Genomic DNA, 12,732 nt, shown 5'->3' on the forward strand with positions numbered 1-12,732 from the left:
AGGTCTCACTTTCGCGCGGCGCGGGCGGCGGGTTTGTCCGCGCCGCCCAGGTTCAGTCCCCGGGCTTGGGCCGAGTCGGCGGCCTCGCCGGCGGTTTGCAGGGCCCGCACCATCAGGGGCAACAGGAGGCAGTTTACCAGATCGGGCCAGTTGCGCGGCTTGGCCAGTTGGCGGGGGCTCAGGGCCGCGCCCCGCATGCGCTGGGTCAGGGCGATCTCGCGAATCTCCCTGGCGAAAAAGGGCACGAAGCGCAGGCTGGTGAACACCACGAAGGAAATTTGGCGGGGCAGCAGCCAGCCCATCTCCCGGCTCATGCGGCTCATCTGGCTGGTGCGCAAAACCAGGGCCCCGGGCAAGAAGAACAGCATGATCTTGAGCCCCACCTTGAGCCCCGGCGCGAAGCCCTCCGCGTAGCCGTAGCGCAGCAAAAACAGCCCCAGCACCAGGGCTATCTGCACCAGCAGCCAGCGGCCGTCGCGCCACAGGGCCCGCCAGCCCAGCCCGGCCAGGAAATATAGCCCCGCGTCCAGAGCCAGCAGGCCCAGGAGCCACCCCCAGGCCTCCAGGTACACCGCCGCCAGGATCAACAGCAGGGTGAGCAGCAGCTTGAGCCCTCCGTGCAGGCGGTGCAGGGGGGAGTCGCCCGCCTGATAGGCCCAGGCCGGCTCCGCGAAACCGCCTCCGCGTCTATCCCTGGACAAGGCGGCCCTCCTGGAGCAGCAGGCGCTCATGGGCCCACTCGGGCTGCATCAGGGGATCGTGGGAGGCCAGGAGCACCGTGGAGCCGTGCTCGGCGCTCAGGCGGGCCAGCACCCCCAGCAGGTGGCGGCGCTGGTCCCAGTCCAGCCCGGCCATGGGCTCGTCGCAGAGCAGCAGGCGGGGCCGGGGGGCCAAAACCGCGGCCAGGGCCACCCGGTGCTGCTCGCCCCAGCTAAGGGTCAGGGGCGGACGCTGGGCCAAATGGGAGGCCTGGCACAGCTCCAGGGCCACCGCTACCCGTTCGTCTACCTCGGCCGGGGGCAGGCCCATGCGCCGGGGGGTGAAGGCCACCTCGGCCCACACCGTTTCCTCGAAGAGCTGGCGCTGGGGGTTTTGCATCAGATAAGCCACTTGGCCGAAGATGGTCTCGGGCCGGGGCGGGCTTTGCCCCACCACCTCCAGACGGCCTTGCTGGGGCCGCAGCATGCCGGTGAGGCAGCGCAGCAGGGAGCTTTTGCCCGCGCCGTTGGGTCCGAAAAGATGCACCCGGCGTCCGGGGGCCAGGCTCAGGTCCGCGCCGTTTAGCACCGGTCCGTCGCGCCCCTGGAGGGCCAGGCCTTGGGCCAGGGCCACGGGGGGTCCGCCCACGGCCGGAGGCTCGGGGGGCAGAGGCAAGGGCTGGGGATGGATGGGCGGCTGAGGGCTCACCCCCTGCCAGCGGCCCTTGTCGTCCAGTTGGCCGTAGCCGTCGGCCAGGGGAGCCAGGGGCTCGGTGTTGTGCTCGCTGATCAGCAGGGCGTGACCGGCCCGCTTGAGCTGCCCCAGGGTATCCACCAGGGCCTGACGCCCGCTTTGGTCCAGCTGGGCCATGGGCTCGTCCAACAGCAGCAGGCGGGGCTCCATGGCCAGCACGGCGGCCAGGCACACCCGCTGCTTTTGCCCGGCGCTGAGCTCCTCCACGTTGCGCCGGGTCAGGGCCGTGAGCCCCACCGCGGCCAGGGCCCGGTCGCGGCGCAGGCGCACCTCCGCCCGGCTTAGCCCCAGGTTTTGCGGGGCAAAGGCCACCTCGTCGGCCACCGTGGTGCACAGAAGCTGGGTGTCCACGTTTTGCATGACCATGCCCGGCCGGGGGCCGGCCAACTCCAGGCGTCCGTTCAATTGGCCGTTTTCCAACAGGCCCTGCACCGCCCGGAGCAGGGTGGTCTTGCCGCAGCCCGAGGGCCCGCACAGGCACAGGCACTCTCCGGCCCCCAGGGAAAAACCCACCCCGGACAGGGCCTCTCGGGCCCCGCCGGGGTAGGTGTAGCTCAGGTTGTCTATGGTCAGAAGGGCGCTCATCGGCTGGTGTTTCGGCCCTCGGCGCCGCGACGGCTAGAAGCGGGCCTCCAGGCCGGCGTAGATGATCCTGCCGGGCGCGGGATAGCCGTAGGATTCTTCGTAGTCCTGGTCAAAGACGTTGTCCGCTCCCAGATACACGCTGAACATGTTCTTGTAGAAGCTCTGGGCCAGCTTCAGATCCACCACCGCGTAGTTGCCCAGGGACTCCTGCTGCAGCGGTTCGGTCCGGGAATAGTACACCTGATCCGCGTAGTAGAGCACCCCGGCGTAGACGCTGAAGCCGAAGTCCCAGAGATATTGCCCCTGGAAGGCCAGCTTGTTGCGGGGCCGGTATTGCAGCTCGTCCTTCTCGCTGCCGCTGGAAAGGTCCTGGCTGTCCATGTAGGTGTAGCTGAAGGCCAGCCACAGGCCGTCGATGGGGCGGCTCTGCACCGCGAACTCGATGCCCTGGAAGCGGTACTTGTCGTGGTTCTGGAAGACGTCGTCGGTGTCTTTTTCGATGTAGTCCTGCACCTCGTTGTAAAAGCCGGTGAGGCTGGCCATGGTGTTGTAGGCGAACTGCTGCTCCACCGCCACCTCGAAGTTGTCCGAGCGTTCGGGCTCCAGGCTGTCGTTGCCGCCGTCCTCCTCGTAGAACTGGCGCAGGGAAGGGAAGCGGATCATGTGGGCGTAGGAGGCCTTGAGGGCGGTGCCGGTGCTGAAGCCGTAGCGGGCCCCGGCCATGTAGCCGGTGCCGTTGTCGCTGCCGCCGGAGTTCTTGTCCAGCCAGTTCTGGCTGATTCCGAAGGTCATGTCCAGGGCGCTCAGGGGGGAGACCTGATACTCCAGAGCGGCGGTGTAGATGTTGAGGTCCTGGTTGTTGCTCACATCGCGCCAGGCGTATTTCTTGGTGCCGTTGATGCGTTTGTCGCGGGTCTGGCCCGACAGGTCCCATTTGTCCTGCTCGGCGGCCAGCCCCAGGGTCAGGGCGCCCCAGCGCTTGAAGTCGTAGGCGCTCTGGAAGTTGATGCCGTAGATGTCGGTCTTTTGTTCCAGGTTATAGGTTTTTACGGTGGGGTCGCTCATGGAGTTGTAGTTGGCGTTGTCGTAGCGCTTGGGGTCTTCCTTTAGGTAGTTGGCGTAGACCCAGGTGCGCATGCTGAAGGGGCTTTCACCCTGGTAGGACAAGGCCGCCTGGCCGTAGGCGCCCACGATATTTTCCACCGCGTCGTATTTGGGGCTGTTGGCAAAGGCGTCCTTGTTGTTGTTGATGGTGCTGGGGGGCTGCTGGAAGTTGCCGCCCAGGCCGCCGGCGGCCACGCCCAGGTTCCAGTCGGGGGCCAGGTTGTACTGCAGGTCGGCGAAGAGGTTGCCGCGCTGCTTTTCGCTGCCCACCCGGGCCCCGTCGCCCTGCTCGCTGGTGGCCTGGAAGTTGTCGGACACCGGCCAGTTGTTGCGGTCGTTGTAGCTGCCGCTGGCGAAAACGTTGGCCTTTTCGCTGCCGCCGTAGACGTTGAAGCTGCCCAGGTAGTTGTCGCCCTGGGCCGCCTGGCCCTTGAGCGAGCCGCCCACGCCTTCGCCGCCGGCCTTGGTGATGATGTTGATCACGCCGGCCAGGCCGCCTTGGCCATAGAGCACCGAGTGGGTGCTGTAGCTTATCTTGATGCGGGCGATGTTCTCGGTGGGGATCATCGAGGGATCGAACTGCCCGTCAAAGGTGGAGTTGAAGGGCACGCCGTTGAGCAACAGCAGCACGTGGCGCGAACGGAAGCCGCGCATGTCCACCCGGGGCACGCCCTCGGCCCCGGAGCGCACCACGATGCCGGGCACCATCTTGAGGGCCTGGTCCAGGGTGGTGGCGTTCATGGCCTCGATCTCGGCGGCGGTGATCTCGCGCACCGTTCCCACCGATTTGCCCTTGAAGGCGGGGGCTTCCACCACCACCTCGCCCAGGGAGTACTGGCCGGTGGCGGCGGGCTTGTCCTCGGCCCAGGCCGGGGCGGCCAGGGCCAGGATGCTGCAGGTAATGGCGGTCAATAGACCTGTGTAAACGCGGGAACGCATGGCTGCACGCCTCCTACCTTGATGATGGGCTGGTGGCCCGATTCAAAATTGTCGCTTATAGCCCGACCGCCACCAGGAGACCCAAATCCTACGTGACGGATGTCAAATGTGGCATATGTCGGACTGGACATACTATGAATGGGTAAGGGTAGTCAAGCTTTGAGGTTGGCGTCGTGGATAATTCAAGGGATATGAGGCTGGGATCACCAATAGCCCGGGGCTGAACAGGGCATGCATCAAGCGTAAAGCGGCCCAGATCCCGTCGGCTTACGAGATCTGGGCCGCGTGGGCGTCTATTGCAACTGCATGGCCTGTTCGGGGCACATCTCCTGGCAGCAGAAACACACGATGCACTTGTCCGGGTCCACCTTGGGCAGCTCCTCGTCAAAGGCCAGGGCCGAGGCGGGGCATTGCTCGATGCAAGCCCCGCAACCGGTGCACTTGTCCGGGTCGGCTTGGGGGCGCAATTGGGTGCGGCTTTCGATGAACTCCTGGATCTGGGTCGAGCGGGTGATGCTCTCGCCGCCCATGGGCGGCAGTTTGAAGTCGGGTATGGGCTTCAGCTCGCCGATGATCTCGGTGGCCGCCTCGCCGTACTCGCCCAGACCGGCCTTTTGGGCGGTGGCCAAAAAGCGCACCAGGCCTGGGTCATCCACCCCCATGAGCCGGGCGATGATCCCGTCCAGGGCCACGGCGTTGTCCGAGGCCAGGATCAGGCCCACGTCGCGCAGGTCGGTGGAGGCCGGGCCGTTGCCCTCCATGCCCACGATGCCGTCCACTATATATAGGTCCGGCACCCTCAGCTTGAACACCTCCACCAACAGATCGTTGAAGCGACCCGGCTCGCCGGCCAGCTTGTGCAGCCCGGCCTTTTGGGCGCCGGGCAGGATGCCGAAGCTGTTTTTGACGGCCCCGCTCAACACGGTGAGTCCGTGGGTCTTGAACTTGGGCAGCGAGACGATGACGTCCGCGTCCAGCACCGCCTTGGACACGCTCAGGGTTTCGCGGAAGGCGGGGTTGAAGGGCACTTCGCGCGATTCCGCCCCGATGTTCAGATAATGGCCCCGGGAGGCCTCCATGAGGCCGGTGTCGCGGAAGGCCTTTTCGTTGGCCCCATAGGTGAACACGCCGGGGTTGTCGCCCACCACCAATTCGGCCGGGTTCATGCTCTCCAGCCGGGCCACCACCGCCTCCAGCACCGCCGGGTGGGTGGTTATGGCCTCCTCGGCCTTGGCGGTCCTGAGCACGTTGGGCTTGACCAAGACCTTCTTGCCCTCGATCTCGAGGGGAAACAGGTCAAAGGCCCGGTTCACGGCTTCCTGGCAGGTGGTGAAATCGGCCGGTTGGATCATCACTCTGGACATGGGCGCTCCTTCATGGAGAGATTGCCTGGGTTGGCGGCGCACAAGACCGCGTCGGCCTCTATTATAGGCCAACTTGCAAGCAAACGCCCAACACCGGCCCGGCCTAGGCCAGGCGCAGATTCTTCTTGTCCACCATGGGGCTGAACTGGCGGGTGCCGCCCGCCTCGGCCACCACCTGCAAAAGCTCCGCGGCGTCGCGCACCACCATCCCGCTGAGCATGGTGACCGGGGTGCCGGCGAACAGCTCGGGGCACAGCGGCGTGCTGGGCCCCAGCAGGACCACCTCGCGGCAGCCGGCGCAGGCCTGCAGCAGGGGCTCCAGGGTGTGGTTGAGCAGGGTGGTGGCGCTGATGAGGGCAACCTGGCAGTCGGGCAACAGCTCCGCCGCCCGCTCCTGGGGCAACAGCTCTCCCTGGGGAAGCTCCACCCGCTCGAAGATGACCAGGCGCCGGGCCCGGCGGCGCACCTCGGGCGCCAGGGGGCCGAAGAACCCCACCATGCCCACCGAGTCCGTGGGCTCCAGGCCCACCTGCTCCAAGACGTCGCCCGCCACGGCCCGGCTGGGGCTGGGGGCCAGGAGGGCGTTGGCCACGGCCAGGCCCACCGCCGCCTCGATGGGGTCGCGGGAGGCGGCCAGGGCCAGCAGGGCGGCGGTCTCCTGCCCGGCCAGGGGGCGCTTGCCCCCAAAGGCCGCGCAGCCGCCCTTGGCCTGGTCGCGAAAGGTGTAGGCAACCCCGGCCCGGCCGTCTTCCAACCGGGCGGCGGTGTAGCCCAGGCCCACCACCACCTGGGCCACCCGGCCCTGGGCCCGGGGAGCCAAATGCTCCACCAGGCCCCGGAGCAGGTGGCCGGACTCAGACAAAGATGTCCGCCGGGGCATAGGGATGGGTGCCTTCGATCACCTCGATGCCGCTCTTGGCCTTGATCTTGGTGATGATGTCATCGGCGTGGGGGCAATGATCGCTCAGACAGGGGCCGATGTGGATCTTGGTGGGCTTTTCCTCCATGGGCGCGTTCCACAGCTTGACCTGGGCCAGGCGGGTGACGATGGCCGCGCCGGGGCAGTCGCCGCAACTGAGCAGCCCCATGATCTGGGCCTCGCCTTCGGGATAGCGGGCGAACTCGCCGACGCGGCGGTTGAAGGCCACCAGACAGCGTGAACATCCGATGCAAACATCGTCCATGGCCTTTTTACAGCCGACAATCAAAATCTTTTCCATGTGTTACCTCTCGATACCAATGACGGCGCCCGCATTCGGGGTGAGCGCCGGTTTTTAAAGCTCTAAATGTTATACATGATTTAGGTGATTAGCGACAGCTTGCAAGGCCAGACGGGAAGTGGCGATATTCAAAATTAATTCGGCTTGTGCGGATCTAGAAGGCGGCGGTGACGCAGTTGCGCCCCGCCTTTTTGGAGGCATATAAGGCTTCATCGGCCCGTTTGATAAGCGCTTCCAGCAGCGCCTGGGCGGATTCTTTGGTTTCCGGCAGGTAGCTGAGGCAGGCCACCCCGGCGCTCATGGTGACCCCCACCAGATCTTCACCGATGTGCACGCAGGACAAGGTCAGAGTTTCCCGCAGACGCTCGGCCACCTCCGCCGCCCTGGAGGATTGGGTCTCCGGGAGCATGACCACGAACTCCTCGCCTCCCAGGCGGGCGCAAATGTCGATGGACCTGGTCAGGCTGCGCAACTCCAGGCCAACTTGGGCCAACACCTTGTCCCCCGCGTCATGGCCAAAGCGGTCGTTGATCCTTTTGAAGTCGTCCAGATCGATCATTATCAGGGAAAGATCGTGCCCATGGCGCAGGGCGCGCCTGATCTCGTTGGCGGCAAGCTGGTAAAAATGACGCCGGTTGTATAAGCCGGTGAGGTGGTCGGTGATGGCCATCTCCCGGTAGCGTCTTTCGCTGTCCCTGAGAGCCTGCTCCACCCGGCGGCGGCCCTGGACCTCCAGTTCAAGCTCCCGGTTTTTGGCCCGCAACTCGGTTTCCTTTTGCCGCAGATCTTCCAGGCTGGCGGCCAGGCGGCGAGTCATGGCGTTGAAGGCGGTGGCGAACTCGCCCATGAAATCCACCTGCTGGGTGAAGTCGCCTTCCGCCACCCGCTTGGTCTGCCAGGTGAGGTGCTTGAAATGGGCCTGCAGGGTCTTGAGGGAGCCGATCAAAAAGCCCTTGGCCTCTATTTTTACCGAGAGATCGCCGGAGGCCAGGGCCAGGGAGGCGGTCCTGACCACCTGAAGAGTGTCGAAGAGATTGCCCAGGGTTTGGTTGTCGCGCAGATCGTCGGGTAGCTCTTGCGCAGGATGGTTGTCGAAAACCAACGCGCTCAGAAGCTCCAGGGTCTCTTCCAATCCCGGCGGGGTCTCGGAGCCGGTAACCCTGCGCCCAAAACCGGCTTCAACCGCCACGCAGGCGGCCAGATAGGCCAGGTGCTCCTGCTGGTCGGGGCTGGGGTCGGGCCAGGCCTTTTCCAGCTCTTGGCGCAGGACGCCGAGTTTGTCCAGGAGCTTGGCGCGGTACATGGCCTAGTCGATCACCTGGGCGGTGAAGCGGCAGGTGCGGTCGCCGGTGCACCAGCAGTCCACTTCCTTGACCTTGAACTTGCGGCCGGTGAAGCTTTCCATGAGCCCGGCGATGAAACCTTCGTCATAGATGCATATCTCGTAGTCCAACTCCGGCAAACCGGAGCAGTCCAGGTCTTCGGACACGGTGACCACGAAAGAGCCCGTTTCGAGGTCGGCTTCCTCGACCCGCAGGATGCCCACACCCATTTCCTTGAGGGCGTTTTGCAGCGAGCGCACGAATTCGTTGAAATCGTCCTGCGGACCCAGAACGTTGTTGAAAAATTCGCTGCCAGCCAGGTAGCCGGCTTGGTAAAAGACCTCGTCCGCTTTTTGTTTGCCCAGGTTTTGCTCCAGCACGTCGCGCAGGCAAAATTGCATGAGGCGGTAGACCTCCAAGCGGGTGACCGGGCCCAGGTTGGGCCTGCCTTGCGAGATGTCCCCCAGCAAATCCCAAGAAAACTGATATTTTCTATCCATGGTGCGTTCCCCTGTGAAGCCCTGCGGCGGGCTGCCCGGATAACAGGGCAACTCGCGCATTAAAATGTCCAACTATGAGGGAGCAGGCGAGGTGCGACAAGCTTTGATGGCCAGTGTTGTACAATACCAGGCATGGTCTGACAAGCCTGGACGGACTAATGAACAAGAAGCGTAAAGTGATGATATGCGGGGTGGGTCCGGTGACCCACGAATTGCTCAAGCGCCTCGGCGGCCGCTGGGAGGTGACCCTGGTGGGCGGGGATGCCTCCGCCCTGGAGCGGGCCCATGCCCTGTGCGGCAGTGAACTGATCACCGTGGAGGGCGACCCTTCCAGCCCGGTGGTGCTGGAGCAGGCGGGCCTGGCCGATCAGCAATACGTGGCCGCCCTGTCCGAGGACGACGCGGTGAACCTGGCCGTGGCCCAGGCGGCCCGCCAAGCCGGGGTGGCCCAGGTGCTGGTGGTTTATTACGAGGCCGCCGGCCGGGAGAGCTTCCAGGAGCTGGGGGTGGAGGCCCTGTTGGCCAGCGCCGCCCTGGCCCGCGAGGTGAACCACTTTCTGGAGGACCCGACGCTCACGGTGACCCGCCTGGGCCTGGGCCGGGGCGTGGTGATGGAACTCCAGGCCCAGGATCTGCCCCACCTGATGGGGCGGCGGGTGGATTCGGTGCGCGGCGAAAAGTGGCGGCTGGTGGGCCTGTTTCGCAGCCAGGAGCTGGTGCTGCCCGAGCCCCACACCCGCATCCAGAGCGGCGACCACCTGCTCTTGCTAGGCCCGCCGGACACCTGCGAGGAGGTGTGCTCCCGCCTGGATTGCGGCCTGCCCGGCTTCCCCCTGTCCTGGGGCCAGACCTTGCTGGTGGTCTTGAACCCCAAGGACCCCGACGAGCACGAGGGCCTGATGAACGAGGCCATGGCCTGGGCCATGGACAGCCGGGTGAACGACACCATCATCCTGTGCCGCGAGGGCCAGTGCGATTTGCAGGCCCAGATCAACGAGTGGCCGGCCGCCTGTTCGGTGCGCGTGGAGCCGGTCGCCTCGGGCCTGTTGGAAAAGGCCCGGGAGTTGTGCCGCCAGGGCGAGGTGGGCTTGGTGGTGCTGGGCAAGTTCGAGCCCTCCCTGCTGGAGTCGCTGGCCAAGTCGGCCCTCATGAACCTGGCCGAGTCCCTGGGGGCTCCCCTGGTGCTGGCCGGGGGGACCGCTCCCTACCAGAAAATCCTGGTGCCCTTCAACGGCCGGGCTTGCTCCCTGGCTGCCCTGGAGGTGGCCGCCGAGGTGGCCGGCCAGACCGGCGGCGAGGTCAGTCTGGCCATGGTGGAAGAGCCCGAGTTCGTCCGCGGCGAGGACAGCGCCCCCTGGCTGGAACAGGTGCGGGCCACTGCCCGCGAGCAGGCCCACGCCCTCAAGCTGACCTTCCAGGAGGTGCTGCTCCAGGGCAACCCGGTGCGCCGCATCAGCGAGCTTTCGGGGGAATACGACCTCATGGTGGTGGGCGGCTCCAGCCGGGGGCGGGGGCTCTTGTCGCCCAACGTGGGCGAGCACCTGGCCGAAAAGGCGGGCTGCACGGTGCTGGTGGTGGCCAAGGAGGACTGAGCCGGGTGGAGTTGTCCCAAGCCTATTCCCTGCTTTTGATCACCGTGGCCGCCGCCCTGTTGCCCGGGGTGGCCCGCCTGTTGCGTCTTCCCGCGCCGGTGCTGGAGATCATCTTCGGCATCATCCTGGGCAAGAGCCTGTTCAACCTGGAGCTCACCGGGCAGTGGATGCCCTTTTTGGCCCAGTTGGGCTTTTTGGTGCTGATGCTGCACGCGGGCATGGAGATCGACTTCAAGGCCCTGGGGCGCCAGCGCCCCGCCCAGCTGGCCTTCCAGCTTCTGGTGTTCGTCTGCACCGCCGGTTTGGCCCTGGCCGCCTGCCTGGCCCTGGGTCTGGGCGCCTTCATGGCCCTGGTGCTCTCCACCACCTCCCTGGGTCTGGTGCTGCCCATTCTCAAGGAAACGGGCCTGGTCAAGACCCCCCTGGCCCAAAGCATCCTGGTGGCCGCCACCCTGGCCGATTTCCTCACCCTGCTGCTGTTGACCCTGTACAACTCCTGGCTGGTCAACGGGGTGAGCTGGCGGCTGGCCCTGCCGGTTCCCCTTTTCGTGGGCTTCGGCCTGTTGCTGTGGCTGGGCCGCCTGTGGTCCTGGTGGCATCCGGAAGCGGCGCAGCGCCTACTTTTGGCCGACGATCCCCAGGAGCAGGGGGTGCGCTTTTCCCTGGCCCTGCTGTTTCTGTTCGTGGCCATCAGCGAGCTGGCCGGACTGGAGCCGGTGCTGGGGGCTTTCATGGGCGGCTGCGTCATCTCCTTTGTGATGCGCCAGAAAGAGGCCCTGGAGAGCAAGCTTTCAGGCTTGGGCTTCGGCTTTTTGATCCCCATCTTTTTCATCCACGTGGGCATGCAGTTCGACCTGGGCAGCATCGCCGGGGCGGATCGCCTGGTCTCCAGCCTGCTCCTGCTGCTGGTGGCCCTGGGGGTGAAGCTCTTGCCCAGCTTGCTTTACACCTTGCAGGGGGTGGGGCTGCGCCAGGCGGTGCAGACCGGGTTTTTGCTTTCGGCCCGGCTCAGCCTTATCGTGGCCGCCGCCGCCATCGGCCTGGAGGCCGGACTGCTCACCGCGGCGCAGAAAGACGCCATCGTCATGTTGGCCCTGCTCACCTGCTTCATCGGCCCCACGGCCTTCAAGCTCCTGCAGCCCAGTGAGAGCCCCCCGCCGGGCAAACAGCCCCTGCCCCAGACCCCGCGCACCCGGCTATAGCCCCGGCTGGCCCGTCGGAGTCTTGGCGTCCGCTCGGGCCGGATCCGGTTCTCTGAAAAGCCGTCGCGATTAATCGTGCCGCAGGTTCAGCGTGGCCCAACTCCCGGGGCGCTTTCCAGAATTAACCCGCCCGGTCTATATTTATAACAATCAGATTTAACTATATAATCATCAAAAATTCGCCTGCAGGTTGACAAGGCGGGACTAAATAAGTATTTTAATACCAGAATAACTTAATTGGATGGTGATGATGCAACATCTACTAAAGATATCCGAAGCGGCCTCCTTGGCCCTGCACACCATGGGGCTATTGGCCTCGCGGCCGGGAGACCGCGTCTCCACCCGCGAGTTGGCCGCCCGGCTCAAGGTTTCCGAGGCCCATTTGGCCAAAGTGATGCAGCGTTTGGGCCGAGCCGGTTTGGTGCGCTCGCAACGGGGCCCCAAGGGCGGCTTCAGCCTGCAGCGCAACCCCGATGATATCACCTTGCTGGAGGTGTACGAGGCCACCGAGGGGACTCTCAGGGAGCAGCGTTGCCTGCTGGGCAATCCCATCTGCAACGGCAACTGCATTTTAGGCGGCTTGCTGGAGAACGTGGGAGCCGAGGTGAGGGAGTATTTCTCCACCACCCGGCTGTCGGACCTCAGCGACTCTTTTACTCAGGAGGCGGTCAATGCCTAGGATGAGGGGCATAATCCACATTGACGAGGAATTGTGCAACGGCTGCGGCCAGTGCATTTTGGACTGCACCGAGGGGGCCCTGCAACTGGTGGACGGCAAGGCCCGCCTGGTGGGCGAGATCTACTGCGACGGCCTGGGGGCCTGTTTGTCGGGCTGTCCCACCGGGGCTCTGACCATAGAAAAGCGCGAGGCCGAGGCCTTTGACGAAGAGGCGGTGGAGGAGCTTTTGGCCTCCCAGGACCAGCCCGCCCACCCCGAGCCGGTGGCTCCCACGGTGGCCCAGCCCATTATGGGCGGCGGCGGCTGCCAGGGCCACGCGGCCATGAGCCTGGAGCCCACGGCCCCCGTGGCCTCGGACGACGACTGGCCCACCCCCAGCCAGCTGGGACACTGGCCCATCAAGCTGCAGCTGCTCTCGCCCCAGGCTCCGTTCCTAAAGGGCGCGGACCTGATCCTCCTGGCCGATTGCGCGGCGGCCGCCCTGCCGGATTTGCACCGGCGTTTTCTGCTCGGCCGGGCCGTGGCCTTGGCCTGTCCCAAGCTGGACGACGCCCAGGCCCACGTGGACAAGCTGGCCGAGCTCTTGGCCGGCGGCGGCATGCGCTCGCTGACCATCGTGCACATGGAGGTTCCCTGCTGCTCGGGTCTCAACTGGATCGTGGAGCAGGCCATGCAACGCGCCGGGGCCAAGCTGCCGGTGGGCGAGATGGTCATCTCCCGCAACGGCACGGTGTTGGGCCAGCGCAACCTGCCCTGGAGCCTGGCGGCCTAAA

General features: G+C 65.5%; 12 protein-coding genes. 4 read left to right on the top strand and 8 right to left on the bottom strand.

Annotated elements, in window-relative coordinates; translation table 11 throughout:
• Nucleotides 1-5: 5 nt before the first annotated feature.
• The 8 genes from AACH32_RS05100 to AACH32_RS05135 form a co-directional block, all read right to left on the bottom strand.
• On the bottom strand, nucleotides 6-701 hold the full coding sequence (locus AACH32_RS05100) for an energy-coupling factor transporter transmembrane component T (RefSeq protein WP_338605697.1): 696 nt from the start codon (nucleotides 699-701) through the stop codon (nucleotides 6-8).
• A complete protein-coding gene (locus AACH32_RS05105; protein ID WP_338605698.1) occupies nucleotides 688-2,037 on the bottom strand; it encodes an ABC transporter ATP-binding protein in 1,350 nt (449 codons plus the stop codon). Before AACH32_RS05105 ends, AACH32_RS05100 begins: the two co-directional genes overlap by 14 nt.
• 33 nt (nucleotides 2,038-2,070) lie before the next feature.
• A complete protein-coding gene (locus AACH32_RS05110; RefSeq protein ID WP_338605699.1) occupies nucleotides 2,071-4,080 on the bottom strand; it encodes a TonB-dependent receptor plug domain-containing protein in 2,010 nt (669 codons plus the stop codon).
• A gap of 293 nt (nucleotides 4,081-4,373) precedes the next feature.
• The gene (locus AACH32_RS05115; protein WP_338605700.1) at nucleotides 4,374-5,444 is read right to left on the bottom strand and encodes a DUF362 domain-containing protein; all 1,071 of its coding nucleotides are present in this window, start codon (nucleotides 5,442-5,444) and stop codon (nucleotides 4,374-4,376) included.
• 103 nt (nucleotides 5,445-5,547) lie between these two features.
• Nucleotides 5,548-6,306 (bottom strand): DUF364 domain-containing protein, encoded by a 759-nt coding sequence (locus AACH32_RS05120; protein WP_338605701.1) that lies wholly within the window; start codon nucleotides 6,304-6,306, stop codon nucleotides 5,548-5,550.
• Entirely contained in the window at nucleotides 6,299-6,664 is a 366-nt protein-coding gene (locus tag AACH32_RS05125; RefSeq protein ID WP_338605702.1) for a CGGC domain-containing protein, read from the bottom strand. Before AACH32_RS05125 ends, AACH32_RS05120 begins: the two co-directional genes overlap by 8 nt.
• 154 nt (nucleotides 6,665-6,818) lie before the next feature.
• A complete protein-coding gene (locus AACH32_RS05130) occupies nucleotides 6,819-7,967 on the bottom strand; it encodes a GGDEF domain-containing protein (RefSeq protein WP_338605703.1) in 1,149 nt (382 codons plus the stop codon).
• Nucleotides 7,968-7,970: 3 nt separating this feature from the next.
• Nucleotides 7,971-8,486 (bottom strand): V4R domain-containing protein, encoded by a 516-nt coding sequence (locus AACH32_RS05135; RefSeq protein WP_338605704.1) that lies wholly within the window; start codon nucleotides 8,484-8,486, stop codon nucleotides 7,971-7,973.
• Between the two features lie 158 nt (nucleotides 8,487-8,644).
• Here AACH32_RS05135 and AACH32_RS05140 point away from each other — a divergent pair, with 158 nt between their 5' ends.
• The 4 genes from AACH32_RS05140 (at nucleotide 8,645) to AACH32_RS05155 (ending at nucleotide 12,731) form a co-directional block, all read left to right on the top strand.
• Nucleotides 8,645-10,078: an NAD-binding protein gene (locus AACH32_RS05140; protein WP_338605705.1), complete on the top strand. Its 1,434-nt coding sequence runs from the start codon at nucleotides 8,645-8,647 to the stop codon at nucleotides 10,076-10,078.
• A gap of 5 nt (nucleotides 10,079-10,083) precedes the next feature.
• Nucleotides 10,084-11,280 (top strand): cation:proton antiporter, encoded by a 1,197-nt coding sequence (locus AACH32_RS05145; RefSeq protein ID WP_338605706.1) that lies wholly within the window; start codon nucleotides 10,084-10,086, stop codon nucleotides 11,278-11,280.
• Nucleotides 11,281-11,530: 250 nt separating this feature from the next.
• Nucleotides 11,531-11,959 carry an RrF2 family transcriptional regulator gene (locus tag AACH32_RS05150; protein ID WP_338605707.1) on the top strand — a complete coding sequence of 143 codons (429 nt, stop codon included), beginning with the start codon at nucleotides 11,531-11,533 and terminating at the stop codon, nucleotides 11,957-11,959.
• Entirely contained in the window at nucleotides 11,952-12,731 is a 780-nt protein-coding gene (locus AACH32_RS05155; RefSeq protein WP_338605708.1) for an ATP-binding protein, read from the top strand. Before AACH32_RS05150 ends, AACH32_RS05155 begins: the two co-directional genes overlap by 8 nt.
• The last annotated feature ends 1 nt before the right edge of the window (nucleotide 12,732 follow it).

Source organism: Desulfoferula mesophila (genome assembly GCF_037076455.1).
Classification (GTDB): Bacteria; Desulfobacterota; Desulfarculia; order Desulfarculales; family Desulfarculaceae; genus Desulfoferula; species Desulfoferula mesophila.

What these genes read in the sequence shown, in the direction of transcription:
- AACH32_RS05135 (WP_338605704.1), bottom strand. Translation starts at nt 8,486, where the DNA reads ATGGATAGAAAATATCAGTTTTCTTGGGATTTGCTGGGGGACATCTCG.
- AACH32_RS05130 (WP_338605703.1), bottom strand. Translation starts at nt 7,967, where the DNA reads ATGTACCGCGCCAAGCTCCTGGACAAACTCGGCGTCCTGCGCCAAGAG.
- AACH32_RS05125 (WP_338605702.1), bottom strand. Translation starts at nt 6,664, where the DNA reads ATGGAAAAGATTTTGATTGTCGGCTGTAAAAAGGCCATGGACGATGTT.
- AACH32_RS05155 (WP_338605708.1), top strand. Translation starts at nt 11,952, where the DNA reads ATGCCTAGGATGAGGGGCATAATCCACATTGACGAGGAATTGTGCAAC.
- AACH32_RS05105 (WP_338605698.1), bottom strand. Translation starts at nt 2,037, where the DNA reads ATGAGCGCCCTTCTGACCATAGACAACCTGAGCTACACCTACCCCGGC.
- AACH32_RS05110 (WP_338605699.1), bottom strand. Translation starts at nt 4,080, where the DNA reads ATGCGTTCCCGCGTTTACACAGGTCTATTGACCGCCATTACCTGCAGC.
- AACH32_RS05150 (WP_338605707.1), top strand. Translation starts at nt 11,531, where the DNA reads ATGCAACATCTACTAAAGATATCCGAAGCGGCCTCCTTGGCCCTGCAC.
- AACH32_RS05140 (WP_338605705.1), top strand. Translation starts at nt 8,645, where the DNA reads ATGAACAAGAAGCGTAAAGTGATGATATGCGGGGTGGGTCCGGTGACC.
- AACH32_RS05115 (WP_338605700.1), bottom strand. Translation starts at nt 5,444, where the DNA reads ATGTCCAGAGTGATGATCCAACCGGCCGATTTCACCACCTGCCAGGAA.